Consider the following 26843-nt stretch of genomic DNA (forward strand, 5'->3'; position numbering starts at 1 on the left):
CCAGCACGGCCGCGAGCGCCGCCGCGACGAGCACCCGGCACAGGTCGGTCCGCGCCGCCCGAACCAGCCACGCGCCCAGCCCTATTCCGACAACGACCAACCCCGCAGCGAGCACAAGCCCTACCCGCCACCCGCCGACAATCGCCACAATCGTTGCGCCCCAGCACACCACGGCCGACGGCAGCAGCCGCACATCCACCAGCGTCGGGTCGACGATCGGCCCCCGATCACCCGGAAGTTCCGCACCCTCCACCGAATCCCCCATCCGTCGGATCCGCCTTCGCGGAGATCCCGGGCGCTACCCGTCCACAGCGAAGACCCACTCTCGAGTTGCGAAGCCTGCCAACCGTCACGTCAGCCTGTGTCGTCGATGCGAACACGCGAGTCGATCGGGTCCGCCCGCGCCCGTCCAGCGGTGTGGGCGGGATCGGCGGCCCACGGCCGCAACCACTCCGGCGAGCACCAGCAGGTGATAGCGGCGGATGCGCACCCAGCGGATCAGCAGCCACGACACCAGCGCGGTCAGCGGCACGTCGACGCCACACCCGCCGATCGCCGTCTCGCGGCCGTCCTCGCTGCGCACCGGCACCGGCGCGACTGACAGAGTCGGGAGCGACCGACGAATCCGCGCAGCACGACATGCCTGCTGCGCGGCACGGGTGCGGCCGATGTCGTCGCTTCGGGCCCGGCGGCCGATGGAGCGATCCGGCGTATCGGCTTGTCGCAGTGGTCATACCGTCACCAGGTTGCGGAGGCGGGCCAGGCGGGAAGGGCCGATTCCGGTGACCTCGGCCAGTTGGTCGATGCTGGTGAAGCGGCCGTGTTCGGTGCGCCAGGCCAGGATGGCGAGGGCGGTGGTCGGGCCGACTCCGGGGAGGGCATCCAGCTCGGCCTCTGTGGCGGTATTCAGATCGACCTTGGCCGCGGGGCTCGAAGATGCTGGGGCGCCGGGACTTCCGCCGGGCGCCGCGGGCCGCTGCCCGCCCGGGACGACGACGCTGCCCAGCCGCGGCGGGCCCGGTTGCGGACCCGCCGAGCCGACGACGACCTGATCGCCATCGGCCAGGCGTTGAGCCAGATTGAGCCCGCCCAGATCGGCGCCGTCCTGCGCCACCGCGACCGCGAGAGCGTCGGCGACCCGGGAGCCGGGCGGCAGGTACAGCAGTCCGGGATGCTCGACCAGACCGATCACGCTCACCACCAGTTCGGCCGATCGCCCGCTGGGCGGCGCGGGGCTGGGATCACCCGTCGGCGGGGCAGGCGGGACCGGAACGGTCGCCGTAGTCGCGGCCCCGGCGGCGGTCCGGACCGCCGGTAACGGCGGAACAGGTTGTGCCACAGGACTTTCCCTGTGCACCGCGGTCGCCGCGAGCAACAACGCGACCAGCCCCACCACACCGAGCACCAGCAGACCTCTCCGACCGGGATCGAGCCGGGTCCCGCGCAGCCGTTCGGGAATCAGCCGCTCGTGCCACCGCGCATCCCGATCCGGAGGCTCCCGCAGCCAGTGCGGAGTGCGCGGGCCCTCGACCTCCGCGCCCCGGCCACCTACGGTGAAGTTCCGTTTCGGCCCCTCGGCCGTACGAGGCCAGTCGTCCACATCGCGCCCCCGGCCCGGCCACTCCACGTCGCGAACCCGATCACCCGCGTCGTCGCCAACCACACGCCGCTGGTCCCGCCCCTCCCGCTCACGAGCCCAATCGCCCGCACCATCTCCGGCAGAGCGCTCCGGATCGAGCTCCTCCCACCCAGGACCCCGGGGATCCCCATCGTCCCGGCCCGAACGTCCCCCACCGGAATCCACCCACCCGGGACCCCAGCGACCCGCATCATCCCCAGCCGAACGCTCCCCATCGGGATCCACCCGCCCGGGGCCCCAGCGATCTGGATCGTCACGGGCCGATCGACCCGGGTCCACCCCGCCGGGATCCCAGCGACCCGCATCGTCGCCGGCGCGATACTCCCCGTCGGGATGGTCGGCCTCGAGTTCGTCGACGTCCCAGCGGCCGCCGGGGATGGATCGCGTGCTGCGTGGCTCCGATGCGATGGCCCCGAGCCGCTCCCGCATCCGCCGCCGCTCCTCGTTTCGCGCCATGCGGTCACCGTAGGCGCCGAATTCTCCGAGACCTCCCCGCCGACAAGGGCTTTCGACAGACCTGGGGACAACCGAGCGGCTGTGGAGAACCCCGCCCGTGGCATCCCGGGCCTGTCACACCCTCCTGCTATCCGCGCCCATGCGGCGTCAACCGGGCCTGGCAGGCCAGGGAACTTCCATGGACGTTCGGCGCAGCAAGGGCCCCGCCTCGCGAAACAGGTCTCAGTCGGCTGGACGGTGGGCGTAGTGGACCGTCCTGGCGGTCAGCAGGAAGACGTCGGTGCGTTTGTCCACGAACTCCGGGTCCTCAGGATCCAGCAGGCGGTCGAGGGTTGCCAGGTCTTCGGGGTCGAGTGACTCCTCGTGCATGTGGCGGCTGCGCTCGAGCCACTGCCGGACCGAGCGGCGCGGGCCGCCGTCCAAAGGAGCGGGTCGATCCACCAGGAAGCTGCGGCTGTGCGCGTCGACCAGCCCGGCGGCGCGCAGCAGGGCGGGCCAATCCTCGGCCACCGCAACCGAATCGGGTAGTTCGGCACGCATCCGGTCGAAGCGCTGCGCCATGGCCGCGTCCAACCGGACCTGCAGGCCGGGACGGCCGAATCCGAGGTCGCGCGGCAGCCATCGCGCCGGGAGCCCGCCCTCGGTGATGGCCAGCACGCCGCCCGGACGCAGCAGCCCCGCCATCCGGGTGAGCGCGTCCAATTGATCCCCGACGTGGTGCACGACGTTCGCCGACCACACCAGATCCGCCTCGGGCAGTTCCGCCAGCCCCGCCGGGAATTCCGCCGCCCGGGTGTGCAGCCGGACGCCGAGCCGTTCGGCCCGCTGTTCGGCGATCTTCAGCAGCTCCGGGGTTCCGTCCACGGCGATCACCTCGGCGTCGGGGAAGCGCTGCGCCAGCAGGCACGCCGCGACGCCGGGCCCCGAGCCGATGTCCAGGATCCGTTTCGGCTCCAGCTCCGCGATCCGATCGAACGCGGCGTGCAGGTAGGGGCTGTACGCCTCGCCCTCGTCCACCAGCATGTCGGCCATGGCGGCCCAATCGAAGTCGTCGTCGTGGTTCATGATTCGACCATGCCGTCGAACACCCCGGGTGGGCAAACTTTGTTGCCGATTCGGCAAACGTGTCGCGGCGTCAGCCGCAGCCGCCCGGCACGACCAGCACGCCCACCGCGCCCGGCCCCAGGTGCACGGCGAGGGTGGGCCCGAACTCCGCGGTGACCAGCTCGCGGATGTCGGGGATGAGGTCGGTCAGCTGGGCCGTGAGGGTGTCGGCGGCGTCGGGGGCGCCGAGATGCTGGACGGCCACGGTCGCGCCGTCCTCACCCGCCGCATCCACCGCGGCGGCCACGAGTTTCGCGTACGCCTTGGACCGCGTCCGCGCCTTCTCCCGCAGTTCGAGACGGCCGTCGACGATCTGCAGGATGGGCTTGGTGACCAGCTCGGTGCCGAAGAAGGCGGCGGCCGAGCTGAGCCGCCCGCCGCGACGCAGCTGCTCGGTCCGGTTGACCACGATGAACGCGCGGCCGCGGGCGGCGGCCGAGGTGGCGGCGTCGTAGACGATCTCCAGCGCTGCACCCGCCCGGGCTCGGCGCGCGGCCGCCAGCACCGGCAGTCCCGTACCGAGCCCCGCGCTGAGCGAATCCACCAGACGCACCCGGTCCGCGGCGTCCATATCGCGGATCGCCTGCCTGCCCGCCTCCCAGGTGGCCGACAGCTGACGCGAAATATGCACGGCGACAACGCCGTCGCCGCCGCTGCGGGCGAGCGCCCGTTCGTAGGCCGCGCACAGCTCACCCGGTGACGGAGCCGAGGTGGTCACCGTCGAGGACGTGTAGTCGATGGGCTCGTCGTCGACGCCCTCACCGAGCGCGCGATCATCGACCAGCACATGCAGCGGAACCACCAGAATGCCCAGGTCCGCCACGAGCTCGGCGGGCAGGCTGGCGGAGGAATCGGTCACCACCACGACGGCCATCGGCTACCCGGCCTCTCGCGGCCCGCGCCACGACTCGGCAAGCGAGCGCACCGCGATGTCGGCCAGTGGCGGCGCCGCGGGGCCGCCGCGCGGTGCGGAGGCGGGGCGGAGTCGGTTCATGCACCGCCCTCGGGGGCATGGACTTCCGCCAGCACCTTCACCATGGCGCGGGCGACGGCGGTGTGCCCCTCCCAGCCCCAGTGGATGCCGTCGGGGTTGGATTCGCCGGAGAAGATGTTGTCGCGCACGGCGTCTGCCAGATCCACCAGCGGCACACCGGATTTCGCCGACCAGTCGCGCAGGGCGCGGACCGCGGGCTCGCGGCCGGCGTGCACGCGGCCGTAGGCCTCGCAGTCGTGCACCGACGGCAGTACACCGACGAACGGCAGGTCGGGACGCAACTGCGCCACGGCATTGCGGGCCTGCTCCAGGTAGTCGACGCTCACCCGGGGCGGCAGCGCCACGGGCCTGCCCAGCTTCGCCAGCCGCGGCTGCAGCCACTGGTAGCCGCTGCGGACCACGCGCCGCAGCCCGGGCGGGCGCAGGTAGCGGATCTGCTCGCGGAGCGCGGTCGGCAGCGGCGACGGCAGCGAATCCATGCCGCCGGTGGCGAAGACGACCGCGCCCGCGCGCGGCACCGCCGCCCACACCCGCGGGTCGCCGATCAGCGCCCAGTAGCCGTCGCGACAGGTCCAGCCGATCCGGGCAACCAGCTCGACGTCCCAATCCAGCTCGGCCGCAACGAGGTTCGGCCAGATCCGGGGATCGTCGGCGGCCAGCCCGCCCTTCGGGCCGAAGTACGCCAGCGAGTCCGCGATCACCACCAGCACCGGGCGGTCGGAGCCCCGGGTGGTGGTGATTTCGTCGCGGGGCTGCGGATCGGGCGGTGTCGCCCGATCGTCGGCGCCGGAATCGGCTGGGCCGGATGGGGTCACGTCGACTTTCCTCCGAACAGACGTTTCATCGCTCGCTTCAATCGACCACCACCGGCCTCGCCCGGCGCACCGGAATTCGGGGCCGGTGCAACAGGATCCGGCTGTGCCGGTGGCTCGGCCGATGCCGGTGCCGGGGTAACGGGATCGCCGCCTGCCGCAACCGAATCCGCTCCGGTCTGCTCGGGCCGCGCCGCCTCGTCGGCAGCGTCCGCCGCCGAGTCCTGGTCGTCCGCGGCGGAAGTAGCGGTCTCGGTGTCGGCGCTCTCTTGCTGCTCAACCGATTCCACCGGCTCGACCGTTGCCGCCGCACTATGCTCGTCGACCCCGGCATCGGCCGCCTCGGGTGCCGCCGGGGAGGTAGCAGTAGTCTTCTCGGCCGTTGTGGCCTCGGCTTCGGGGGACTTCGCAGCCGACTCTGCCACGTCGGAGGCGGCCACGGCAGCCACTTCGGCGCCGGACTCGGCCCCAGCGTCCGCCTGTCCGTCGACCGACTCGGCAGCACCAGACCGGTTGTCGGCACTGTCCTGCCGAACAACCGATTCCACCGACTCGGCACCCTCGGCGACGCCTGTCTCGCTCCCTGCCGCTTCGGCACCACTGGACTCGGTGTCGGCGCTCTCTTGCTGCTCAACCGATTCCACCGACTCGACCGATGCCGCCGCACTTTGCTCGTCGACCCCGGCGTCGGCCGCCTCGGGTGCCGCCGGGGAGGTAGCAGTAGCCTTCTCGGCCGTTGTGGCCTCGGCTTCGGGGGACTTCGCAGCCGACTCTGCCACGTCGGAGGCGGCCACCTCCCCGGTAGCCGCACCATCAGCAGGCGCCGCATCTTCGCTACCGGCGTCGGGGTCGGTGGACTCCTGTCGCGCAGGCGATTCCGCGGTCGACGCCGCAGCGGCATCCGGCCGCTCGGCCGACGCCTCGGCCCGCGCCGAGTCGCTCTGAGCAACCTCGATAACCTCGGCTGCCTCGGCACCGCTATCGGTCTCGGCGTCGGCCGCCGCAGCACCACCGGTCTCGGCGTCGGCACTGCCTTCCTGCGCAACGGAATCCGTCGTCGCATCCTTTTCGGCGACTTTGGCGCTGCCGGTTTCCTGCTCGACCGGTTCCACCGGGGTCAGCGGGCCGCCGAACAGGACGTCCGGGAGGTGCCGGACCGGCATGTCGGAGGCCTTGCGGAACAGCTCGTCGGGGACCGCCCCGCCACGCTCGAACTCCGGCTCGGCTTCCGGCTCCGATTCCGGCTCAGCCGGTTTCGGCTCAGCCGGTTCCGGCGCCGGACCACCGAACAAGGCATCCGGGAGGTGCCGTACGGGCCCCTCGGACGCCTTGCGGAGCAGTTCGTCGGATACCTGCCGGACCGGTTCGTCCCGGTCGTCGGAGGACTTTTCAGAGGACATCAGGTGCTACCTTTGCCGCCGCGTTCCACACATCCAGCCGCCACCCGGGCTGTTCGATGCTCGGACCGTGGCTGCTCAGCTGCACCCAGCTGGTATTGGCCAGCCCGCCGAGCACGGGCCAATTCCGCTGAGGCAACTCCAGCAGCGCAGCGGTCAGTGCCGCGATCAACCCGCCGTGCGCGACCAGGATGATGGTACGGCCGGGCCAGTCGGCGCGCGCGGCGAACAGCTCACGCACCACCGGCAGCGCGCGGGCGCCGACCTCGAGTTTGCTCTCGCCGCCCGGCGGGGTGAAATCGGCGTTCAGCCGCCAGGTCTGCCGTGCGCCGGGATATCGCTCGTCCACATCGATGTGGGTCAGCCCCTCCCACTCCCCGAGGCTGGTCTCCCGCAACCGGCGGTCGCGCACCACCTCGAGTCCGGAGTGGTCGGCCAGGGCCACGGCGGTGTCGTAGGCGCGCCGCAGATCCGAGGAGACGAGGGCGATGGCGTCGTGGCCGACCAGTTCGCGGGCGGCGTCCTTGGCCTGGCGGCGGCCCAGCTCGCTCAGTTCGGTGTCGGTCTGCCCCTGCATGCGCTCGACGGCATTCCATTCGGTCTGTCCGTGCCGCAACAGGATCAGCCGCCGCACCCCGGCGTGTTTGCCGGTCCGGACATTCGATTCAGCAGGGCGGAGCTCGGTGTCTCCGGGCCCCAGGCTCACTCGGCGGCCTCGGCGCCGTCGCCGCGCGGGCCTCCGATCCCCTCGACCGGAACCTGCGGGCAGTCCTTCCACAGCCGTTCCAGCCCATAGAAATCGCGCTCGTCGCTGTGCTGGATATGCACGACGACCTCGACATAGTCGAGCAGCACCCAGCGCCCCTCCCGGGTGCCCTCGCGCCGCACCGGCTTGTGCCCGGCCAGCCGCAACTTCTCCTCGACATTGTCGACGATCGCGTTGACCTGCCGCTCGTTCGGCGCGGACGCGATCACGAAGCAGTCGGTGATCACCAGCTGATCGGAGACGTCGAGCACCACCACGTCGGAAGCCAGCTTCTCGTCGGCCGCGCGCGCAGCGATCTGCGCCATGTCGACCGCTTCGACAGTTGCTGTCACAGGGCTACCTTCCCGTTCCCTCCCGGCACGTACAGGTGCCGTTTCGATATGTACTGCACGACCCCGTCCGGAACGAGGTACCACACCGGCCGCCCCTCGGCGGCACGGCGACGGCATTCGCTCGACGAGATCGCCAGGGCCGGGATCTCGATGACGGTGACCGCATCGGCCGGCATGTCCCGCAGGTGTTCGGCGAGGTGGTCGATGTTCAACTCGTACCCCGGACGGCTCACCCCGACGAACTTCGCCAGCTCGAACAGTTCCGCCCAATCGTGCCACGTCAGTATGTTGGCCAGCGCATCCGCACCCGTGATGAAGTACAGGTCGGCGTCGGGATGCTGGGCCTGCAGGTCACGCAGGGTATCGACGGTGTGGGTGTCCTTGCCGCGATCGATGTCGACCCGGCTGACCGAGAACCGTGGATTCGAGGCGGTGGCGATGACGGTCATCAGGTACCGGTCCTCGGCGGGGCTGACCTTCTTGCCCGCCTTCTGCCACGACTGCCCGGTCGGAACGAAAACTACTTCATCGAGGTCGAAGCGCTGCGCGACCTCGCTGGCTGCCACCAGGTGCCCGTGGTGGACGGGATCGAACGTCCCGCCCATCACGCCCAGTTTGCGTCGCCCTTTTTCTTGCACGAATGCCGAGCTTACTGGGACGGGTGCACCGTTCCGGTCACCGTGTCCGGGCACGCCGCGCGAGGGCGACGATCACGCGTCGCAGCCCCGCCGATGCGCGGGCGGCGGCCGCGGAGCCGAGCAGGTCGGCACACAGCTCGCGACTTTCGGGGTCATCGGCGACCAGGCGTGCCCCGGCGGTGAATTCCCGTGCCGCCGCGCGATATCGGTGCATGGCCAGCAGGCATTCCCCGAACTGTTCGTGCAGGATGGCGATTTCGGGGGCCGGGTAGGGAATGTCGGGGTGCGCCAGTGCGCGCCGGTAGAGGGCGGCGGCCTCGCGGTGGCGGCCGGCGCGATAGTGGGTGCGGGCGGCGACGAGGGTGTGGTGGGCGGCGTCGGCGACCGACAGGCCGTGCCAGCTGTCGGCGGCGCGGACGGCGGCCGCGGCGAGGTCCAGGTCCCGGCCGGGCTGGGCGGCGACGGCGGTGACGATCAGCGAGTGCAGCCGGGCGAGCTGTTCGACCGGCAGCGCGGCCGGGGCGAGCACCGCCGCACGCCGCAGGGCCGACTCTGCGCTGGCCGGATCGGTGGACAGCCGGGATGTGGCGAATTCGAGCAGTGCCGCTATCTCGGCACACGGATCCTCCCCGGGCGCCGCCGCAATCCGCTGCGGATCGGCTGGACGGTGGGCGGCATCCCGCGGTCGGCTCGGCACGCGCGAATCGTCGCCCCCGGCGCTTGCGGCGCGCTTAACAAGCGCTAATCCTCAGGCCGTGGGGCGCTTCGACTTCGGCAGTTTCGCCACCACCGCGTCGTAGGAGATATCGACCAGCTCCCGCAATTCGTCAACAGGGACCGCGCCACCGGTCTTGACGGAGTTCCAGCCGTAGCGGCCGATGTACGCCGAGGCGGCCACCTCGTCGGGGTAGACGTGCACGAGTTCGTCGGCCTCTTCGCGGTTGCGGCCGCACTTCAGAGTCACCGAGTCCGCGCTCACGAATGCGAAGATCTTGTCCCCCACCTTGGCCACGACATCGCCCTCCCAGGGCTCGTCCTGCCAGGCGCCGGGCTTCGACAGGCAGTACTGCAGCAGATCCATCGCGTCTCCTTCCGCCGGGCCTCGATCACACCACGTCGGGGTGACACATCGGCCGGGAGCGAGGTCGCAGCCTACCGCTCACACCGGCAGCAGGCGGCCGACGACGGCGGTGAGCTGCTTGGCCGAGCGGCACTCGTGCATCTCGATCACCTCGGCATAGCGCTTGGCGGCGGAATCGCCTGTCCCCCACATCTTTTCCGCCTCCGGATTGAGCCAGTAGGCGTGCTTGGCGACCTGGACGAGCTGCCGCAGAGTGTCGAGGGCCGGATCACGGTAGTTGGTGCGGGCGTCGCCGAGGATCAGCAGCGAGGTCCGGCTGGTGACCGCGTCGGGCCAGTTCTCGGCGAAACCCTCCAGGGCCGAACCGTAATCCGAATGGCCCTCGACGCCGACCACCTTCGCCTCGGTGAAGATGCGCCGCGTCACCTGGTCCAGCGGCGTCACCTGGTCGAACAGGTGCGTGACCTCGTCGACGCGGTCCACGAACGCGAAGATGCGGACCCGGGAGAACTGCTCGCGCAGCGCGTCCACCAGCAGCATGGTGAAACTGGAGAAACCGGCCACCGAACCCGAGATATCGCACAGCAGAACGAGATCCGGCCGGCCGGGCCGGGGCTTGCGGGCGGCGAGCTTGATCGGGACGCCGCCGGTCGACATCGATTTGCGCAACGTCTTGCGCAGATCGATCTCCCCGCGGCGCGCGCGGCGGCGGCGCGCGGCCAGCCGGGACGCCAGCACCCGCGCCAGCCGGTGGCTCGAGCGGCGCAGCTCGCCCAGCTCGTTCTCCGAGATGCGCAGGAAGTCGGCGTCCTCGGCCTGACGCTGCACGCCGTAGGTGGCCACGCGGTCGCGGCCGATGCGCTCGGCGACCCGGCGGCGAGTCTCGGCCTCGACGGTGGCCCGGAAGTCCTTGACACGGCGGCGGGCGGCGCGGCGGGCGATCTCGGAGTCGAACTCCGACGGCCCGGCGTCCGAATCGTCGAGTCCCGCGGCCAATCCCGCGAGCAGCTTGCTCACCAGCAGCTCCGGCTGTACCTCCTTGAGCGTCTGGTACGCCGAGAACGAGGGCCCGTTCGCCGACCGGTACTGGCCCATCTGCTCGACCATCTGCGCGGCCAGCTCCTGCAGCTGTCGCGTGCGCTCACCCGACGGATCGGCAACCAGCAGCTCCGCCAGCATCTTCCGCAGCTCGATGATGTCGACCTCGCCGTCCGGCTTGCGCGGGATCTCGACCTCCGCCGCCCCGGCACGCTCGCCCTGCGCCGCCGGGAACCACAGGTCGAACAGCCCGTCGAAGGTGGCGCGCTGGGAGGTGCGGCGCAGCAGCGCGCAGGCCAGGCCCTCGCGCAGCATCTCCCGGTCCATCAGGTCCAGCACCGTGAGAACCTGTCCCGCATCGACGGTTTCCGACGGTCCGACCGGAATCCCCCTGCCGCGCAACGCTTCCACGAAGCCGACGAGGTGACCGGGAATCCCGTGCGGCGCAAGCAGTTCGCCGTCCGGGCCTGCTCCCCCTCCATGTCCCCGGCGTGCTCCCCCTTCATACTCCCGGCGTGCTTTCGGCCGGGATCCATCGGAAGATCCCGGCCGAAAGCGTGCCGGGAATGCGGAGTTGCGTGCCGGGCCGGACGACGGGTCGCGCTTGCCGGACATCGGTCAGGCCAGCTTCAATTCGGCCAGCGCGCGCTGGTGGTCGCTCTGATGCTTGAGTACGACGCCGAGGGTGGCGCGGACGGTCTTGTCGTCGAGATCCTTCAGGCCCAGGGCCAGCAGCGTGCGGCCCCAGTCGATCGATTCCGCGACCGACGGCAGCTTCTTCAGCTGCATCCCGCGCAGCACGTGCACGACCCGCACCAGCTGCGCCGCCACCGCGGGCTTCAGTTCCGGCACCCGACTGGCCAGGATCTTGCGCTCCAGCTCCTCGCCCGGGAAGTCGATGTGCAGGTAGAGGCAGCGGCGCTTGAGCGCCTCGGACAGCTCGCGGGTGGCGTTGGAGGTGAGCACCGTGAACGGGCGGCGCGCGGCGGCGATGGTGCCGAGTTCGGGCACGGTGACGGCGAAGTCGCTGAGCACCTCGAGCATCAGGCCCTCGATCTCGACATCGGCCTTGTCGGCCTCGTCGATCAGCAGCACGGTCGGGTCGGTGCGCCGGATCGCGGTGAGCAGCGGCCGCGACAGCAGGAACTCCTCGCTGAACACGTCGGCCTTCGTATCCTCCCAGCCGTGTTCGCTGGATGCCTGGATGCGCAGGATCTGCTTGGCGTGGTTCCACTCGTACAGCGCCCGCGCCTCGTCGATGCCCTCGTAGCACTGCAGCCGCACCAGCTCGGCCCCCGCGACCTGCGACACCGCGCGCGCCAGCTCGGTCTTGCCGACACCGGCCGGGCCCTCGATGAGCAGCGGCTTGCCGAGCCGATCGGCCAGGAACACCGAGGTGGCGGTGCCCTTGTCGGCCAGGTAGCCGGTCTTCGCCAGTCGCGAGATCACGTCGTCGACCGACGCGAAGATGGGCTCGTGCGTTGCGGTCTGCACCTTTGCGCTCCTTCTCCGGAGCGGTCGGCCGCTCCCGTACAGCTCTACCGGCCCGCAGGCCGCGCGCGCCTATGCACCGTATAGAACACTCGTGATCGACGGTACACAGCCGCAGCCACACCGAGATACCCCACCAGCTCTCGACGCACGCCTTACGTGTTCCCGCACCCGTTGCAAGGCCCTGAACGGGGTGCGCGAACACGTACGGGGTGCGGGATCAGACCGGGCGGGTTTGGCCGTCGCCCCAGACGACCCACTTCGTCGAGGTCAGTTCCGGCAGGCCCATGGGGCCGCGGGCGTGCAGCTTCTGGGTGGAGATGCCGATCTCGGCGCCGAAGCCGAACTGCTCGCCGTCGGTGAAGGCGGTGGACGCGTTGACCATGACCGCGGCCGCATCCACGCGGGCGGTGAATTCGCGCGCCGCCTGCAGGTCGGCGGTGACGATGGCCTCGGTGTGGCCGGTACCCCAGGTGTTGATGTGGTCGACGGCCGCGTCCAGGTCGGCGACCACCTTCAGCGCGATGTCCAGGGTCAGGTACTCCTCACCCCAGTCCGCGTCGTTGGCCGGGGTCAGGCCGGGCAGGTCGCCGTGCACCGTGACGCCGTGCCGCTCCAGCGCCTCGATCAGCCGCGGCACCGCGATGGCGGCGACGGCATCGTCGATGAGCACGGTCTCGGCCGCGTTGCACACGCTGGGCCGCCGCGTCTTGGCGTTGAGCAGGATCGACTCGGCCATGTCCAGGTCGGCGCCGGCGTGCACGTAGACGTGGCAGTTGCCGGTCCCCGTCTCGATGGTCGGCACCTGCGCGTCGCGGACCACGGCATTGATCAGCCCGGCGCCGCCGCGCGGGATCACCACGTCCACCAGCCCGCGCGCCTGGATCAGGTGTGTGACGCTGGAGCGGTCCTCGCTGGGCAGCAGCTGCACCGCGTCCTCGGGAAGGCCTTGTGCGGCAAGCGCTTCCCGCAGCACCGCGACGAGCGCCGCATTGGAGTGGGCGGCCGAGGACGAGCCGCGCAGCAGTGCGGCGTTCCCGGACTTGAGCGCCAGCCCGAAGGCGTCGACGGTGACGTTCGGCCGCGCCTCGTACACCATGCCGACCACGCCCAGCGGCACTCGCACCTGGCGGATGTCCAGGCCGTTCGGCAGCGTCGAGCCCCGCACCACCACGCCGACCGGGTCGGGCAGGCCCGCGACCTGACGCAAGCCGGAGGCGATCCCGTCGATGCGGGCCTCGGTCAGGCGCAGCCGGTCCAGCAGCGAATCCGCGGTACCGGCGGCGCGCGCGGTCTCGATGTCCTCGATATTCGCGTCGAGCACCCGGTCCTTGGCGGCGAGCAGCGCATCGGCGGCGGCGTGCAGCGCGGTGTTCTTCTGTTCGGTGGTGAGCTGGGCGAGCGTCCGCGACGCCACCCGGGCCCGGCGCGCCGAGTCGTGCACCACCGTGCGGACGGTGTCCTGATCGGTGGCAGTGGGAGCAGTCATGGCTGAATCCTAGCTGCGACGCGGGCGTCTCGGTTGAGGGCGGTGGTGGGGACGAGGCGGGCGTACTGACCGGCGGAGTTGCGATCACCACCAGGACTGGACAGGTAATTAGCTAATTTGCATAATGGCTGAATGCTGGATGTGGATCTGGTGAAGGCACTCGCCAGCGACAAGCGACTGCAGGTGCTGCGGTGGCTACGGGATCCGGAGGCACACTTCCGCCCGCAGACCGACGGCGACCTGGTCCGCGACGGCGTCTGCTCGGTATTTCTCGCGGAGAAGCTCGGCGTCAGCCAGCCCACGTGCGCGCAGCACCTGAAGGTGCTCAGCCAGGCGGGCCTGATCCGGGGCACGCGGATCAAGCAGTGGGTGTTCTATCGGCGCGACGAGGAACGGATCGCGCAGGCCAAGGCGATGCTCGGCGGGGAATGGTGAAAATGTCCGGCGCACAGTCGATTACCCCGCACGACATTCGCGACACACTCGCGGTGATCAGGCCGCACGTCCGCCGCACCCCCGTGCTGCGGGTGCCGCTCGCGGATCTGGGCGGGCCCGCCGGTGCGATCACCCTGAAGCTGGAGCAACTGCAGCGCGCGGGCTCGTTCAAGGCGCGGGGCGCCTTCGCCAACCTGCTGCTGCGCGAGGTGCCCGCGGCGGGAGTGGTGGCGGCCTCGGGCGGCAACCACGGTCTGGCGGTCGCGGACGCGGCCGCGAGCCTGGGTGTCCCGGCGAAGATCTTCGTGCCCGTGATCTCGTCACCCGCGAAGATCGCCGGAATCCGTTCCCGCGGTGCGGATCTCGTGGTGGCCGGAGACCGCTACGCCGACGCCCTGGCCGCCGCCGACAACTGGGTCGCCACCACCGGCGCGCTGAGCGTGCATGCCTTCGACCAACGCGAAACCCTGCTCGGTCAGGGCACCCTCGCCGCGGAGCTGGCCGACCAGGAACAGGTGGACACGGTCCTGGTGCCGGTCGGCGGCGGAGGCCTGGTCGGCGGCATCGCGGCATACTGCGCGGGCTCGGTACGGGTGATCGGCGTGGAGCCCACCGGCGCGCCCACGCTGACGGCGGCACTGGCCGCGGGCCGTCCGGCGGATGCGCCGACCGAGAGTATCGCCGCGGATGCGCTCGCCCCGAAACGCGTGGGAGAGTTGGTGTTTCCGCTCGCCCGCGACCATGTCGACCGCGTTCTCCTGGTCGAGGACGGTGATATCCGCCGCGCCCAGCACGCGCTCTGGGACGCCGTCCGGCTCCATGTCGAGCCCGCGGCCGCCACGGCATTGGCTGCCGTGCTCTCGGGAAGCTATCGGCCCGAGCCTGGTGAACGTGTCGCGGTGGTACTCAGCGGAGCCAACACCTCTCGAGGAATCGGCGGCAACGGCGAGGACACGACCCGCAACGATGCGGCGGTCGGCTGCGATACCGGCGCCGAGCCGGAGACCGCGTCGGCGTAGTCGGCGCCTCGACCCCGACGTAATCGGCGGCCCGACCCCGACGTAATCGGCGGCCCGACCCCGGCATAGTCGGCGGCCCGACCCCGACGTAATCGGCGGCCGACCCCGGCATAGTCGGCGGCCCGACCCCGGCGTAGTCGGCGGCCCGACCCCGGCGTAATGGGCGGCTCGACCCCGGCGTAGTCGGCGGCTCGCCCCCCGGTGTGGTCGGCGCTCGACGCAGCGCACACCGGCTGCTCCGCGACGACGCCGGCAATCCCGGGCGTGGTCCGGGGTCGCGGCTACTGTGCTGGCATGGCGCGAATCGTGGTGGTGGGCAGCATCAACATGGATCTGGTGACGACGACCGGGCGGCGGCCGGCGCCCGGGGAGACCGTGCTGGGGCGCGGGTTCGAGATGGTGCCGGGAGGGAAGGGGTCCAATCAGGCGATCGCGGCTCGGCGGGCGGGGGCGGAGGTCGAGTTCGTCGGAGCGGTCGGGGACGATCTGTTCGCCGCCGAGCTGCGCGGGGTACTGGACGATGCCGGTGTCGGGTCGCGGCGGCTGCGGTCGATACCGGGGCCCAGCGGGGTCGCCGCGATCGTGGTGGATGCCGCGGGGGAGAACAGCATCATCGTGGTCGGCGGGGCGAACGCCGCCGTGAGCGAACTCCGCGACGGGGACCTCGAGGCCATCGCCGAGGCCGATATTCTGCTGTGCCAGTTGGAGATACCTGTTCCGACCGTGCTCGCCGCCGCCCGCCACGCACGCGCCCACGACACGGCGGTGCTCCTCAACCCGTCTCCCGCGCAGGATCTTCCGCCCGAGTTCTGGGCCGCGGTCGATATTGCCGTGGTGAACGAAGGCGAAGCGGCACAGCTGGGTTCGGTGCTCGACGACGTCCCCCACCTGGTGGTCACTCGCGGCGCGAAGGGCGCCACCTATCGCGGGCCCGAGGGCGAGACCAGCCATCCCGGCGTCCCGGTCCAGGCGGTCGACACCACGGGTGCCGGAGACACTTTCACCGGCGCATTGGCCGCACGCTGGCACGAGGGACCGGACGCCGCCCTCGCGTGGGCATGCACTGCCGGGGCGCTCGCCACGACCAAACTCGGTGCCAGCGCAGCGATTCCGAGCCGAACCGAGATCGCGGCCGCGCTCTCGGCACGACCATCGGACGAGTAGGCGCCCCGGCGTTCGCCGGGACACGGGCAGCCGCTCCGTTGCGGCCACCGTCATCGGGGCTGCCCACGCAGCGACCGTGGAGCCGTTGCGGCTCAGCGGAACTGGTCGGCGTTCGCGGCGGCCCACTCCGCGAAGGTGGTGGCGGGGCGGCCGGTGAGATCGGCGACGGCGGTCGTCGCGACCTGCGGATTGTCGACCATCGAGGCGAGGCCGTCGACGTACCATTCGGCGAACTCGCCCATCGTCGGCTGCAGCATGCCGATCGCCTCCGCGCGGGACACGGTCAGGAAGGACAGGTCGCGACCCAACGCGGCACCGAGTTGGCGGACACGCTCTGCCCTGGTGAGGGTTTCGGGTCCGGTCAGGGTGTAGGTGACGCCGTCGTGGCCGTCCTGCGTCAGGACCGTCGCGGCGACGCGCGCGATATCGTCCATCGCGATGGGGGCATTCGCCGACTCCGGATACGGTTCGCGCACGGCGCCGGTGGCGCGCACCTGATCCGCCCACATCGCGGTGTTCTCCGTGAATTCACCCGCGTACAGATGCGTCCATGCCAGCCCCGACTTCTCCACGGCCTGCGCGATCGGCTGCCAGTCGGTGCTCTCGTCGCCGGACAGGTCGACGATGCGGCGGATACCGGCCTGCCGCGCCAGGTCGACGACCTCGGTCACGGTTTCCAGCACGGGCGCCAGATACATGCGTTCCACGCCCTCGAATGCCGCGGGTAGCGACGACACCCGGCGTAGGTAGCCGCGCACCACCTCGACGCCCTCGGGTAGCCCGGCCCGCTCCGGGTGATTGGACAGGGCGCGAACATCATCCGCGCCCAGTGCGAGTAGGTGATCGACCACTTTCCGACCGATGTTCCCGGTGGCTCCGGTGACCAGAATCTTCATGGGGCACAGAGTAGTTGCCGACCACCCCGGGAAGCACATACCAAATTCGCCCGACCTGGCGGAAGGTTCAGCGGCACCGGGTTGCCGTGGTGGGTCCGCGCCAGCGTCGCGGGGGCAGGCCGTGGACGCGACGGAACAGTCGGGCGAAGTACCCGGCATCGGAAATTCCTACGCGCCGGGCGATTTCGGCGACGGGCAGATCGGTCTCGGCGAGCAGGCGGCGGGCCTCGGCCATGCGGCGCTCGATAATCCAGTCCTGCACGGTGCGGCCGGTGCGGCGGCGGACCACGGTGGTCAGGTGGCCCGGCGTCAGTCCGACCGCTCCGGCCACGTCGCGCAGCGACAGCGGCTGCCCGTGGCGTTCGTCGATCACCTCGAAGACCTCCGCCAGTAATGGTTCGCCGCTGCGGCGAAGATTTCCCACCACATCCGCAGCCAGCCGTGCCAGGTCGATGAGCAGGAGCGTCACGTGCGCCGAGACCGCCTGCCGGTATCCGTCGCGCCGGTCGGCGAGTTCGGTTTCGATGGCCGCGATGATGGCGCCCCACAGCGTGACGCTGTCCGGCGGCATCGCCAGCTCCAGCACTCCGCTCGTGCGCTCGTGCAGAAACGGGAACAGCAGCGGGTGTGAGCGCCACGCGGGCCACGGCGTCCGACCCTCGCCACCGAGCGCCGCCGGGTCGAAGAAGACACCGACGCCACCTTCGACTATCCGGACGGAGGCGACGTCGACGACCTGTCCGGCACCGATCACGAATACCGCCCCGGCCTCGGCGACGAACCACAGCGCCGGAAATTCGTGGATGTGCGGACGAATTTCGACCTGCATGTGCCGATCGAAACGAAGGATCGACACCGGCGGCGTCACCCCGTCGGCTCGGTAGTCGAACACCGGCACGCCCCGTCGGTGGCGCACCATCCGCGTGACTTCTCCCATCTACCGAAGATAGTCCTGTTTCTGCCGACAATCACCCGACTACGGTGGGACGACGCAGATCACCATGGAGAATATGACCGAACATCGTCCACATTCCGTCACACACGCCATGGGAAACCGGCACGACTACCTGCCCGCGGCCGGCCGCGACGGCCTGCTGCCCGTCTACGACCTGATGAGCCGCGCATTCGGGGCACCCGGGCTGCACAAACGGCTGATCGTGCAGGCCGAACTCCGCGACGACCACAGAATCCTCGAAGTCGGGTGCGGCACGGGCAATCTCACGCTGCGGGCGAAACGCACGCGGCCGGGCGCCGAGGTGATCGGTGCCGATCCCGATCCCCGCGCCCTCGCCCGCGCCGAGCGAAAAGTGCACGGGCTGCGTGGGATTCGCTTCGAGCACGCCTATGTACAACAGCTCCCCCACGAAGACCGAGAGTTCGACCGGGTGCTGTCGTCGCTGATGTTCCATCACCTCGACGCCGACGCCAAGACGGCGATGGCCGCCGAGGTGCTACGGGTGCTGCGTCCCGGCGGGCGGCTGCACCTGGCAGACGTGGGCGGGCCGATGACCCCGGCCGACGGTCCGGCGGCGCGACTCATGTTGCGTACCGGCCACATCGACGACAATCTCGGCGACGCGATCCCCCGGCTGCTGCGCGAGGCGGGCCTCGACTGCACGGTGGTCGCCTCCCACCGGCACCGCCGCCTGGGCCGCGTCACGTACTACCGTGCCACCCGCCCGGAGTGAATCAGAGCCCCGCCCTCCAGTCCCGGCGAAAAGCGCGCCGGGAATGCGAGAAAGTACGCGCGCTGGGAATGCGAGAAAGTACGCGCGCCGGGAATGCGAGGAGGGACGGCCGTGCTATTTGTCGGTGTACTGGCCGACGAGGGCGGACATCTGTTCACCCACCCGTTCGAGGGGGGCGACCGAGCGGGTGGCCAGCGACATCACCACTGCGCCCTCGATCGCGGCGACGATCGTGGTCGCCAGCGACAGCGCGCGATCGGGGGCGACCTGCTCGGCGCGCAATCGCTCGGCGAGGATCTGCTCCCAGTCGGTGAAGGTCTCCCCCGCCGCATCCGCCGCATCCGATGCCTCCGCGCGACCCAGCGCCGCCGCCACAATCGGGCAACCGGCCGTGAAATCGCTGGTCAGCAGGGCCTCACGCCACATCGACGGAAATGCGGCCACGCAGGAGGCCAGGTCGGCGCCCGCCGTGAGGGTGCGAATCATCGCGCTCGCCGCCTGTCCGGCGCTGCGAGTGGCCGCGGCGACCATTTCGGCCTTGCCGTCGGGGAAGTTCAGATACACCGAGCGCCGCGAGATACCACTGTGCGCGAGCAGCTGCGCGATGCCCGTGCCCGCGACGCCGTTGCGGCGCATGAGATCGACGGTGCTGTCGATCAGCCGCTCCCGAGCCCCCATGATGCATCCCTCCTTCCGGTTCGGGTCCAGCCTACCTTGCCCTAGACCGATCGGTATACTAGCCTCCAGCTAAACCGATCGGTTTACTGCGACGGAGGAGCATCACGATGGCGAGCCTGCACGACCCACTGTCCCTGCCCTGCGGTCGGGTATTGCCGAACCGGATCATGAAGTCGGCGCTCAGCGAGGGCCTGGGCGCGGCCGACCTGGGGCCGGACGAGCGGCTGCAGCGGTTGTACCGGCGGTGGGGTGCGGGCGGCTTCGGCCTGATCGTCACCGGCAATGTGATGATCGACCACACCCAGCTCGGCGAGCCCGGCAATGTCGCCATCGAGGACGAGCGGCACCTGGACCGGCTGACCCGATGGGCGAAGGCCGCCAAGGACGGCGGCACCCCGGTTTGGATGCAGCTGAACCACCCCGGGCGGCAGGCCAATCCGCTGGCCACGCGGCGTCGCCCGGTGGCGCCGTCGGCGATCGCGCCCGATATCCCGGGCCTGCCTGCGCCCCGCGCTCTGACCGAGTCCGAGATCGCCGACCTCATCACGCGTTTCGCCACCGCCGCCCGGGTCGCCGAGGCCGCGGGATTCGACGGCGTGCAGATCCACGGTGCGCACGGCTATCTGGTCTCGCAGTTCCTGTCGCCGCGGTCGAATCAGCGCACCGACGGCTGGGGCGGCGACCCGGAGCGGCGCCGCAGATTCGTGATCGCGATCGTGCGGGCGATCCGCGGCGCGGTGAGCCCGGGATTCGCGGTGGGCATCAAGCTCAATTCCGCCGACTTTCAGCGCGGCGGATTCACCGAGGACGAATCGCGCGCGGTGATCGAGGCGCTGTCGGCGGAGCAGCTGGATCTGATCGAAATCAGCGGTGGGAGTTACGAATCCCCCGCGATGATGGGTCGGCCGCGCACGGCCGCGGCGAGCACCCGGGCGCGGGAGGCGTACTTCCTGGAGTACGCCGAGACGGCGCGGCGCTCGGCGGGAGCGGTGCCGCTGGCGGTGACCGGCGGGTTCCGGTCGAGGTCGGCGATGGGCGAGGCCGTCACCTCGGGCGCCTGTGAGATGGTGGGAGTCGGGCGACCCGCCGCCGTCATCCCTTCGGCGGCAAGCGATCTGCTCAGCGGCCGGACCGATGCGCTGCGGCCGCCGATCATCTCCCTCGGGCTGCGCGGGCGGCTGGCGACGAGCGCCGGCCTCAGGGCCTTCGACGGCGCCCTGGACCTGCAGTGGCACACCGACCAGCTGCACCGGCTCGGCGCCGGGAAGGATCCGGACCCGGCCCGCTCACCGTGGCTGACGGCGGCGACCATGGTGCGGCACCACGGATTCGAGGCGTTCCGGCCCAAGCGGAATGCCGGTGGGGCGGCCCGGGCGACGGGGGCGCGCAATGCGGACGCGCAGGCGCGCAAGTTCCGCATCGAGCGGACGGTCGGCCGCTACGTCGCCAACCCGGCCTTCCGGGCCCTGGATCGGCTCGGCGTGCGGTCGACCTTCGCCACCGAACTGGTGACCACCGGACGCAAGTCCGGGCAACCGCGCCGGGTGCCCGTATCCGTGCTGTTCGACGACGAGGGCGCGTGGATCATCTGCCAGCACGGAATGCGTTCGGGCTGGGGCAACAACGTGCGCGCCAACCCGGAAGTCCGCCTGCGGCAAGGTGATCGGTGGCGCACCGGCACCGCCGAACTGCGCCCCGACGACGACGTGGTCGCCCGCGCCCGCGCCTTCGCCCCGCACCCCGCCCTGGCGCCCCTCACCGCCGCCACCTTCGCCACCCTCCAAACCACCCCGGTCTCCGTCCGAATCACCTTCACCGACAACAACTCCGCGGCAGCAAGCTAGCGTCGCGACACCCTCCGCCTTCCGGCATGCTTTTGGCCGGAATCCAGTCGCACGGTGTAGATCCCGGCCAAAAGCGTACCGGGACAATGAGTCACGGCGGGCCGTGAGAGTCACGGCGGGGCGCGCGGGTGGTGGCGGGCGTAAGAGTTCGGGCCTGGGTCAGAGGTGGGGGCGGACGAGGATCTGGATGTGGTCGTCGGGGTGGCGGAGGGAGTCGATGGCGCCTGCTACGCCGTCGAGGCCTACCTCGGCGGTGATGAGGGAGGCGGCGTCGAAGGTGCCCTCGGCTATGCGGTGCAGGGTGCGGGCGTACTCCTCGTGCGGGTAGACCATGCACATCTGGAGCTGGATGTCCTTGTACAGGCCGACGATCGGGCGGATCACGTCATCGGTCATGACCGCGCCGATCTGCAGGATCCTGGTCTCCCGCGGCACTTTGTACATCAGGTCGTTGATCATGCCGGGGACCGCGGCACAGACCCACACGTGCAATCGCTGTCCGGGCGAGGCGAGTTCGCGCCACACCTCGATCGGGTCCTCCACCGCCGGGTCGACCACGCGGTGCGCACCCATGCGCAAGGCCGCCTCCCGCCGCAGTTTCGACGGTTCGGAGGCGACGATCGGCGCCACCCCGCGCTCGGCGAGCGCGGCCACGGCTCCCAGACCGACCGGGCCGCAGCCGATCACCACACCGGTGCCCTCCGGCCCGATACCGGTGCGGGCGACATTGCCGAATCCGACGGCCAGCGGTTCGGTCAGCGCCGCGACGTGGGCGGGCACGTGTTTCGGGATCGGCTCCAACGCCATGGCCTGCAACACCATTCGCTCGCCGAACCCGCCGGGGAACTCGTTCGAGTATCCGACCCCGTGGATACCGCCCGTGGTGTCCACGGCCCACGGCAGTGCCACCACGTTCTGGCCCGGCACGTGCGGGGTGTCCGGCCCGGCAGCGATCACCCGGGCCGAAAGCTCGTGTCCCAGTATCAGATCCCGGCCCGGATCGAACAGGAACGTCGGCACGCCGCTGTCGCGGGAGGCCTGCAGGAACTCGTCGGTGTAGTCGAGGGCCTGCTTGTCCGAGCCGCAGATCCCGCAGGCTATCGTCTCGACCAGCACCTGCCCGGGGCCGGGCACCGGATCCGGCACCTCGTCCACCACGAGGCGGCGATCGCGCATCACGACGGCACGCATCCTCACTCCCCTTTTGTCGGCCGCTCGGCCGAAGCCAGTGCCGCACCGTGCTTTTCGAACGCGGCCTGCACTCCCGCCCGCAGGCCGGTCATCAACCGTTCGCTGTTGGCGTTGGCCCAGTCGAGTGAGGCCGTCCGGTTCCGGTTGGCGCGGGTGAAGTGCGGGACGACGTGTTCGGCGAACAACCGCACCGACCGCCGGGTGGCCTCCGGGTCGGCGACGTTCAGCGCCAGAATCAGGAATGTGCCGAAGCCGCCGGACTTCTCGGCCAGCGCCTCGATGGCGGCGATCGCATCGTCCGGGGTGCCGATGGTGGCGCGGCCGAAGGCCGGGAAGCCAGGGCCGATCCACTGCTCCACGGCCGCCCGGGCGGTGCCACCCCACGGCATGTCCATACCGCTGAGCTTCTCGATGTAGTTCACCAGGTGCCCGATGCCCCACTCCGCCTCGCGCAGCGCCTGTTCCCGGGTTTCGGCGATGTGCAGCGGCGCGACGAGCCGCCACCTGCCGCGGTCGACGACGTGTCCGTTGTCGGCCATGGTCTGCTCGTAGACCTGCCAATTCGGCAGCAGGGCCTCGTATCCGCTGGGATCGGACGCCGCCAGCGACAGCAGGCCCGCCCCGTGCCGACCGGCCAGCACCGCCCCGGACGGCGAGATCGTGGACGCCACCGCCATCTCCAGGCCGTCCTGCTGATACGGCAGCAGTTGCAGGCGAGCGTCGTTCAGCTCGAACCAGTCCGTCTTGGCGGTCACCGTGTCGCCGCGCAGCAGCGGCACGATCACATCCATGGATTCGTGCATCATGTCGCGCTGGCGGGCCGGTGCGACGCCCATCATCGCCGCGTCGGAGGCGAGCTGGCCGGGGCCGACGCCCATCATCACCCGGCCCATGGTGAGGTGATCGAGCAGGGTCAGCCGATCGGCCAGCATCATCGGCTGGTGGTACGGCAGCGAGTTGACGCCCGTGCCGAGCCGGACGCGCCGGGTGCGCTGCGCCGCCGCGGCGAGGAAAACCTCTGGGGCCGAGACGATTTCCAGGCCCGCGGAGTGGTGCTCGCCGATCCACGCCTCCTCGTAGCCGAGTTCGTCGGCCAGCTCCACCAGCGCCAGGTCGCGATGGATCTGCAGGGTCGGGTTGCCGTCCAGCGGGTGGTACGGCGCGATGAAGAATCCGAACCTGGTGGGTCCGGGGACGCTGGGCTGGGTCATGATCGGCGCTCCTTTGCGGGTATTCAGTTGGCGGCGGCGGTCAGCCGCGGTTCCACTCGTGGCCCCAGTAGCTGTCCGCCGTCATCTCCTCGGCCACGTAGTCGTCGCCGACAAGCATTCCCTCGCAGCCGAATTCGAGATCCCAGCCGCCGGGTGTGCGGACGTAGAAGGAGATCATCTTGTCGTTGGTGTGCCGACCGAGGGTCGAGGAGAGGTGGTAGCCCGCCGCGGTCACCCGGTCCAGCGCCCGCCCGACGTCGTCGAGCCGGTCCACCTCGACCATGATGTGCACGATGCCCGGCCCCTCCGCCCGGGTGCCGGGGATCAGCGCGAGGCTGTGATGGCGCGGGTTGACGCCGAGGAACCGGATCCAGATCGGGTGGTCCGGCGGGCCCACCCGGAACGAGCCGCGGGCGTGGAAGTCCAGGACGTCGGTGTAGAACCGGCGGGCCGCTTCCAGATCGGGCACCGGCAGCACCACGTGCCCCAGGCCCAGCTTGCCGGTGACGAACCGGGCGCCGAACTTCGTCAGCACCGGGCTGTGGTCGAGCAGCGGCCCGTGGAACACCTCCACGGTGAACCCGGACGGGTCGGTGAAGCTGATGGCCTCCTCGACGTGGCGCTGCCCGGCCTCCGCGAGAGACAGTGCGGTAACCGCGATTCCGGCCTTCTCGAGCGTCTCGCGCACCAGTGCCAGCGATGCGGCGTCGGCGACCTGCCAGCCGACGGCCAGCACCTCGTCGCGCTCGCCCGGCACGAGTTCCAGGCGGTAGGTGTGCTCGTCGGTGCGCAGGTAGATCGAGTCCGGGTCGGGGCCGGACCCCTCGGCGAAGCCGATGGTGTCGAAGGCGAACGTGCGCCAGGCATCGGCGTCGGCGATCCCGGCGCGCACGTAGCCGAGAGAACTGAAGGCGGGCATGGTGACAACTCCTCGAAATCGTGGATCAGGAATAGGTGACGGAGACGTCGCCGCTCACCGGAATCGACTGGCAGGCGAGCACATACCCGTCGGCCATATCGGCCTCCTCCAGTACCTCGTTGCGCCGCATGCGCACCTCGCCGGAGACGACCCGGCACACGCACGCGCTGCAGGCACCCTCGCGGCAGGAGTACGGCGCCTCGAGCCCCTGGGACAGCAGCACATCCAGCAGGACCTGCTTCCTGGGCCAGTCGAACCGATGCCGCTCGCCGTCGAGTTCGACAGCGACGGTGGCAGTGTCGCCCCCGGGTGTCGAATCCTCGGCGGCCGGATCATCCGGCTCGAACGGATTCCCCTGCAGCGACACGAACTTCTCGATGTGGACGTGCTTGCGGTCGACGCCGAGCACCGCCATCGCGGCACCGACGACGTCCATGAACGGGCCCGGACCGCAGACGAACACCTCACGGCCGCACCAGGGTCGGGTCAGCTCCGCGATCTGCTCGGCCGACGGCAAACCCTGCACGCTCTCGAGCCAGTGCACCACGCGCAGGCGGCCGGGATGGGTGGCCGCCAGCCCGGCCAGCTCGCGGGCGAAGATGACCGACCGCTCGTCGCGGTTGGCGTAGACCAGGGTGCAGTGCCCCGCCCCCCGCGCCAGCACCGATTTCAGGATCGACAGCATGGGCGTGATCCCGGAACCGGCGGCGAACAGCAGCAGATCGGTATCCAGCGAGGCCGGAACGAACAGGCCCGCCGGTGGCAGCGCGTCAAGGCTCATTCCCTCGACCGCGTTGTCGCACAGCCAGTTCGAGCCGTAGCCGTCCCGCGTCCGCTTGACGGTGACCTGCAGCGGCCCGCCCTCGTGCGGCGCGCTCGACAGCGAGTAGCAACGGCTCACCGATCCGGTCCGGTCGCTCGGGATGCGCAGGGTCAGGAATTGCCCTGGCCGGTAGGCGAATCGGTCCGCATGCTCCGAATCGGGAGCGAGTACCAGCGACACCGCATCGGGCGTCTCGCGCACCACGCGAACGATCCGCACGGTGGCGATACCGGCACGCACCGGTTCCGCGACCGTTCCCATTCGATTCACCAGTTCCATTCCTTTGCAATCACTTCCGGGCGTTCAGGTGTGCGCCAAGGTGCGGCCTCGGGTTCGCACGTCCTGCTCGCGGGAGCTGACGGGCAACTCCCCCGACCGCACGGCGGCGTCGATGCTCTCGCGGAGCGCGGGGCACGTATGCTCCCGCTCGCTCGCCGCGGCGAGGCCGGTGCACGCCGCCCGGGCCGCCGCGCTCCACTGCACGCTGGTGTGCTGCGGGCTGTACTTCTCCACGAGCACGCAGGTCCCGCAGCTACGGCACGAAACAGATTCCATGACAGCTACTTTCAGACCTGGGCCGCGGCGCGCTTGGCAAGGTTCTCGGCCACCTCGGCCTCCCACACCGTGACCGCGCGCGTGGTGTCCACCTCGAATTCGAACCGCGCGGTCATCTCCTCGGCGACATCGGCGACATCGGTATAGAACTGCTGGTACCAGCGTCGCAGCTGATAGACCGGGCCGTCCTCCTCGCACAGCAGCGGATTGTTGATGCGGGTCTTGCGCTGCCAGATCGCGATGTCCTGCTCGAATCCGGTGCCCATGCCGCCCGCGAACTTGGCGGCGATCTCCTCGGCCTCGGCCCGCGGACGGTCGGTGGGCAGCTTGACGATCATGCCGTACTGCAGCACGAACCGGTCCGGAGTGACCGGGTAGTGGCAGTTGATCAGGATGCCCTCCACGGTCAGCCCGTCGCTCTCGCTGCGCAGGTGGTCGATCATGTAGGAGGGGCCGTAGTACGAGGCGTCGGAGTGCAGGGTGTTCTTGCCGCCCAGCGCCTTCGCGGTCTCACCCATGGTGTCCTCGCGCGAGACCGACGTCATGTACTGGCTGGCGACATGACCCTCGAAGACGTTCTTGAAGAACGTCGGAAAGCCCAGGTGCACATAGAAGAAGTGCGCCATGTCCACCACGTTGTCGACCACCTCGCGGCAGTTGGAGTCGACGACGATCTGCTTCCAGGTCCAGTCGGTCCACTCGTCGCTGAACGCGCCCTCGATCCGCGGGATGGTGATGTCGGCCGGCGGCGCCTTGCCCTCCGGGTCGTTCCACACGAACAGTTGCCTGTTCTGCTCCAACGTCTTCCACGCCTTGGTGCGTGCCAGCGGCGGTACCCGGCGCGCGTACGGAATACCGGTGCAGCGGCCGTTGCCGCCCCACCGCCAATCGTGGAACGGGCATGCCAGCGAGTTGCCCTTGACGGTACCGTCGGCCAGATTGCCGCCCATGTGCGGGCAGTAGGCGTTGAGCACGTTGAGGTTGCCGTCCTCGCCCGCGAATACCACCAGTTCCGTGCCGAAAGCCGTTATGGTGTGCGGTTTTCCGTCCCGGAAGCTGTCCGCCAGCCCGAGGCAGTGCCAGCCGCGCGCGTACCGCGTGGTCGGCCCGCCCGCATCGATCACTCGCACTTCGCTGTCGCCGGTCATTGTTCCTCCGATCCGATTACCGCCCCTGCGCGCCC

At 70.4% G+C, this 26843-nt stretch carries 28 protein-coding genes and 1 pseudogene; 5 read left to right on the plus strand and 24 right to left on the minus strand.

Annotated features, from left to right (window positions below; translation table 11 throughout):
* The 15 genes and pseudogenes from NM1_RS17900 to NM1_RS17975 all read right to left on the minus strand — a co-directional run.
* Positions 1-265, minus strand: a pseudogene (locus NM1_RS17900) (hypothetical protein); the annotation flags it as partial.
* Between the two features lie 84 nt (positions 266-349).
* On the minus strand, positions 350-589 hold the full coding sequence (locus NM1_RS17905; RefSeq protein WP_068020956.1) for a hypothetical protein: 240 nt from the start codon (positions 587-589) through the stop codon (positions 350-352).
* Positions 590-730: 141 nt separating this feature from the next.
* Positions 731-2095: a ComEA family DNA-binding protein gene (locus NM1_RS41230; protein ID WP_246010807.1), complete on the minus strand. Its 1365-nt coding sequence runs from the start codon at positions 2093-2095 to the stop codon at positions 731-733.
* Positions 2096-2317: 222 nt separating this feature from the next.
* Positions 2318-3160, minus strand: a complete 843-nt coding sequence (locus NM1_RS17920) for a class I SAM-dependent methyltransferase (protein WP_068020960.1) — start codon at positions 3158-3160, stop codon at positions 2318-2320.
* 70 nt (positions 3161-3230) lie between these two features.
* The gene (locus NM1_RS17925) at positions 3231-4073 is read right to left on the minus strand and encodes a DegV family protein (RefSeq protein WP_068020962.1); all 843 of its coding nucleotides are present in this window, start codon (positions 4071-4073) and stop codon (positions 3231-3233) included.
* 116 nt (positions 4074-4189) lie between these two features.
* Positions 4190-4933 carry a diglucosylglycerate octanoyltransferase gene (octT, locus tag NM1_RS17930; RefSeq protein WP_068021209.1) on the minus strand — a complete coding sequence of 248 codons (744 nt, stop codon included), beginning with the start codon at positions 4931-4933 and terminating at the stop codon, positions 4190-4192.
* Positions 4934-5004: 71 nt separating this feature from the next.
* The gene (locus NM1_RS17935) at positions 5005-6168 is read right to left on the minus strand and encodes a hypothetical protein (RefSeq protein ID WP_157123956.1); all 1164 of its coding nucleotides are present in this window, start codon (positions 6166-6168) and stop codon (positions 5005-5007) included.
* Positions 6169-6394: 226 nt separating this feature from the next.
* Positions 6395-7036 carry a histidine phosphatase family protein gene (locus NM1_RS17940; protein ID WP_068020964.1) on the minus strand — a complete coding sequence of 214 codons (642 nt, stop codon included), beginning with the start codon at positions 7034-7036 and terminating at the stop codon, positions 6395-6397.
* A gap of 68 nt (positions 7037-7104) precedes the next feature.
* Positions 7105-7500, minus strand: a complete 396-nt coding sequence (gene rsfS / locus NM1_RS17945; RefSeq protein ID WP_068020965.1) for a ribosome silencing factor — start codon at positions 7498-7500, stop codon at positions 7105-7107.
* Positions 7497-8138: a nicotinate-nucleotide adenylyltransferase gene (gene nadD, locus NM1_RS17950; RefSeq protein ID WP_084519745.1), complete on the minus strand. Its 642-nt coding sequence runs from the start codon at positions 8136-8138 to the stop codon at positions 7497-7499. Before nadD ends, rsfS begins: the two co-directional genes overlap by 4 nt.
* A gap of 37 nt (positions 8139-8175) precedes the next feature.
* Positions 8176-8835, minus strand: coding sequence for a hypothetical protein (locus NM1_RS17955; protein WP_068020969.1), 660 nt, complete (start codon positions 8833-8835; stop codon positions 8176-8178).
* Positions 8836-8886: 51 nt separating this feature from the next.
* Positions 8887-9219 carry an MmcQ/YjbR family DNA-binding protein gene (locus NM1_RS17960; protein ID WP_068020971.1) on the minus strand — a complete coding sequence of 111 codons (333 nt, stop codon included), beginning with the start codon at positions 9217-9219 and terminating at the stop codon, positions 8887-8889.
* A gap of 78 nt (positions 9220-9297) precedes the next feature.
* On the minus strand, positions 9298-10710 hold the full coding sequence (locus NM1_RS17965) for a vWA domain-containing protein (RefSeq protein ID WP_068021211.1): 1413 nt from the start codon (positions 10708-10710) through the stop codon (positions 9298-9300).
* A 165-nt stretch (positions 10711-10875) separates the two neighbouring features.
* Positions 10876-11751, minus strand: coding sequence for an AAA family ATPase (locus NM1_RS17970; RefSeq protein WP_068020973.1), 876 nt, complete (start codon positions 11749-11751; stop codon positions 10876-10878).
* A 217-nt stretch (positions 11752-11968) separates the two neighbouring features.
* Positions 11969-13237, minus strand: coding sequence for a glutamate-5-semialdehyde dehydrogenase (locus NM1_RS17975; RefSeq protein ID WP_068020975.1), 1269 nt, complete (start codon positions 13235-13237; stop codon positions 11969-11971).
* A gap of 132 nt (positions 13238-13369) precedes the next feature.
* Between NM1_RS17975 and NM1_RS17980 the strand changes: the two genes are divergently transcribed.
* The 3 genes from NM1_RS17980 (at position 13370) to NM1_RS17990 (ending at position 15855) form a co-directional block, all read left to right on the plus strand.
* The gene (locus NM1_RS17980) at positions 13370-13672 is read left to right on the plus strand and encodes an ArsR/SmtB family transcription factor (RefSeq protein ID WP_068020977.1); all 303 of its coding nucleotides are present in this window, start codon (positions 13370-13372) and stop codon (positions 13670-13672) included.
* Positions 13673-13674: 2 nt separating this feature from the next.
* On the plus strand, positions 13675-14691 hold the full coding sequence (locus NM1_RS17985; protein WP_068020979.1) for a serine/threonine dehydratase: 1017 nt from the start codon (positions 13675-13677) through the stop codon (positions 14689-14691).
* A gap of 294 nt (positions 14692-14985) precedes the next feature.
* On the plus strand, positions 14986-15855 hold the full coding sequence (locus NM1_RS17990) for a ribokinase (RefSeq protein ID WP_068020981.1): 870 nt from the start codon (positions 14986-14988) through the stop codon (positions 15853-15855).
* Between the two features lie 92 nt (positions 15856-15947).
* On the opposite strand, the gene NM1_RS17995 is transcribed toward NM1_RS17990, so the two are convergent.
* Complete coding sequence (locus NM1_RS17995) at positions 15948-16751, minus strand: NAD(P)H-binding protein (protein WP_068020983.1); 804 nt, start codon at positions 16749-16751, stop codon at positions 15948-15950.
* Between the two features lie 67 nt (positions 16752-16818).
* The gene (locus NM1_RS18000; RefSeq protein WP_068020985.1) at positions 16819-17688 is read right to left on the minus strand and encodes a helix-turn-helix transcriptional regulator; all 870 of its coding nucleotides are present in this window, start codon (positions 17686-17688) and stop codon (positions 16819-16821) included.
* A 73-nt stretch (positions 17689-17761) separates the two neighbouring features.
* Between NM1_RS18000 and NM1_RS18005 the strand changes: the two genes are divergently transcribed.
* Positions 17762-18439, plus strand: coding sequence for a class I SAM-dependent methyltransferase (locus tag NM1_RS18005; RefSeq protein ID WP_068021213.1), 678 nt, complete (start codon positions 17762-17764; stop codon positions 18437-18439).
* 114 nt (positions 18440-18553) lie between these two features.
* Here the strand turns inward: NM1_RS18005 and NM1_RS18010 are convergent, their stop codons facing one another.
* Positions 18554-19117 carry a TetR/AcrR family transcriptional regulator gene (locus NM1_RS18010; RefSeq protein WP_068020987.1) on the minus strand — a complete coding sequence of 188 codons (564 nt, stop codon included), beginning with the start codon at positions 19115-19117 and terminating at the stop codon, positions 18554-18556.
* Between the two features lie 107 nt (positions 19118-19224).
* On the opposite strand from NM1_RS18010, the gene NM1_RS18015 reads away from it, so the two are divergent.
* Complete coding sequence (locus tag NM1_RS18015; protein ID WP_068020990.1) at positions 19225-20961, plus strand: nitroreductase family deazaflavin-dependent oxidoreductase; 1737 nt, start codon at positions 19225-19227, stop codon at positions 20959-20961.
* Between the two features lie 159 nt (positions 20962-21120).
* On the opposite strand, the gene NM1_RS18020 is transcribed toward NM1_RS18015, so the two are convergent.
* From NM1_RS18020 to NM1_RS18045, 6 genes are read right to left on the minus strand one after another with little or no spacing between them, the layout of a single operon-like run.
* The gene (locus NM1_RS18020) at positions 21121-22152 is read right to left on the minus strand and encodes a zinc-binding dehydrogenase (RefSeq protein ID WP_068020992.1); all 1032 of its coding nucleotides are present in this window, start codon (positions 22150-22152) and stop codon (positions 21121-21123) included.
* A gap of 2 nt (positions 22153-22154) precedes the next feature.
* A complete protein-coding gene (locus NM1_RS18025) occupies positions 22155-23363 on the minus strand; it encodes an LLM class flavin-dependent oxidoreductase (RefSeq protein WP_068020995.1) in 1209 nt (402 codons plus the stop codon).
* Positions 23364-23403: 40 nt separating this feature from the next.
* Positions 23404-24282: a VOC family protein gene (locus NM1_RS18030; protein ID WP_068020997.1), complete on the minus strand. Its 879-nt coding sequence runs from the start codon at positions 24280-24282 to the stop codon at positions 23404-23406.
* Positions 24283-24307: 25 nt separating this feature from the next.
* Entirely contained in the window at positions 24308-25366 is a 1059-nt protein-coding gene (locus NM1_RS18035) for a ferredoxin--NADP reductase (RefSeq protein WP_068021216.1), read from the minus strand.
* A gap of 42 nt (positions 25367-25408) precedes the next feature.
* A complete protein-coding gene (locus NM1_RS18040) occupies positions 25409-25660 on the minus strand; it encodes a hypothetical protein (RefSeq protein WP_068020999.1) in 252 nt (83 codons plus the stop codon).
* An 11-nt stretch (positions 25661-25671) separates the two neighbouring features.
* Positions 25672-26808 carry a 3-ketosteroid-9-alpha-monooxygenase, oxygenase component gene (locus NM1_RS18045; protein WP_068021000.1) on the minus strand — a complete coding sequence of 379 codons (1137 nt, stop codon included), beginning with the start codon at positions 26806-26808 and terminating at the stop codon, positions 25672-25674.
* Positions 26809-26843 lie beyond the last annotated feature (35 nt).

The organism is Nocardia mexicana NBRC 108244, assembly GCF_001613165.1.
Lineage (GTDB): Bacteria > Actinomycetota > Actinomycetes > Mycobacteriales > Mycobacteriaceae > Nocardia > Nocardia mexicana.

What these genes read in the sequence shown, in the direction of transcription:
- NM1_RS17960 (WP_068020971.1), bottom strand. Translation starts at nt 9,219, where the DNA reads ATGGATCTGCTGCAGTACTGCCTGTCGAAGCCCGGCGCCTGGCAGGAC.
- NM1_RS18020 (WP_068020992.1), bottom strand. Translation starts at nt 22,152, where the DNA reads ATGCGTGCCGTCGTGATGCGCGATCGCCGCCTCGTGGTGGACGAGGTG.
- NM1_RS17990 (WP_068020981.1), top strand. Translation starts at nt 14,986, where the DNA reads ATGGCGCGAATCGTGGTGGTGGGCAGCATCAACATGGATCTGGTGACG.
- NM1_RS18035 (WP_068021216.1), bottom strand. Translation starts at nt 25,366, where the DNA reads ATGGGAACGGTCGCGGAACCGGTGCGTGCCGGTATCGCCACCGTGCGG.
- NM1_RS17995 (WP_068020983.1), bottom strand. Translation starts at nt 16,751, where the DNA reads ATGAAGATTCTGGTCACCGGAGCCACCGGGAACATCGGTCGGAAAGTG.
- NM1_RS17985 (WP_068020979.1), top strand. Translation starts at nt 13,675, where the DNA reads ATGTCCGGCGCACAGTCGATTACCCCGCACGACATTCGCGACACACTC.
- NM1_RS17975 (WP_068020975.1), bottom strand. Translation starts at nt 13,237, where the DNA reads ATGACTGCTCCCACTGCCACCGATCAGGACACCGTCCGCACGGTGGTG.
- NM1_RS18030 (WP_068020997.1), bottom strand. Translation starts at nt 24,282, where the DNA reads ATGCCCGCCTTCAGTTCTCTCGGCTACGTGCGCGCCGGGATCGCCGAC.
- NM1_RS17920 (WP_068020960.1), bottom strand. Translation starts at nt 3,160, where the DNA reads ATGAACCACGACGACGACTTCGATTGGGCCGCCATGGCCGACATGCTG.
- NM1_RS18010 (WP_068020987.1), bottom strand. Translation starts at nt 19,117, where the DNA reads ATGGGGGCTCGGGAGCGGCTGATCGACAGCACCGTCGATCTCATGCGC.
- NM1_RS18025 (WP_068020995.1), bottom strand. Translation starts at nt 23,363, where the DNA reads ATGACCCAGCCCAGCGTCCCCGGACCCACCAGGTTCGGATTCTTCATC.
- NM1_RS17980 (WP_068020977.1), top strand. Translation starts at nt 13,370, where the DNA reads ATGCTGGATGTGGATCTGGTGAAGGCACTCGCCAGCGACAAGCGACTG.
- NM1_RS18000 (WP_068020985.1), bottom strand. Translation starts at nt 17,688, where the DNA reads ATGGGAGAAGTCACGCGGATGGTGCGCCACCGACGGGGCGTGCCGGTG.
- NM1_RS18045 (WP_068021000.1), bottom strand. Translation starts at nt 26,808, where the DNA reads ATGACCGGCGACAGCGAAGTGCGAGTGATCGATGCGGGCGGGCCGACC.
- NM1_RS18005 (WP_068021213.1), top strand. Translation starts at nt 17,762, where the DNA reads ATGACCGAACATCGTCCACATTCCGTCACACACGCCATGGGAAACCGG.
- NM1_RS17925 (WP_068020962.1), bottom strand. Translation starts at nt 4,073, where the DNA reads ATGGCCGTCGTGGTGGTGACCGATTCCTCCGCCAGCCTGCCCGCCGAG.
- NM1_RS17935 (WP_157123956.1), bottom strand. Translation starts at nt 6,168, where the DNA reads ATGCCGGTCCGGCACCTCCCGGACGTCCTGTTCGGCGGCCCGCTGACC.
- NM1_RS18040 (WP_068020999.1), bottom strand. Translation starts at nt 25,660, where the DNA reads ATGGAATCTGTTTCGTGCCGTAGCTGCGGGACCTGCGTGCTCGTGGAG.
- NM1_RS18015 (WP_068020990.1), top strand. Translation starts at nt 19,225, where the DNA reads ATGGCGAGCCTGCACGACCCACTGTCCCTGCCCTGCGGTCGGGTATTG.
- NM1_RS41230 (WP_246010807.1), bottom strand. Translation starts at nt 2,095, where the DNA reads ATGGCGCGAAACGAGGAGCGGCGGCGGATGCGGGAGCGGCTCGGGGCC.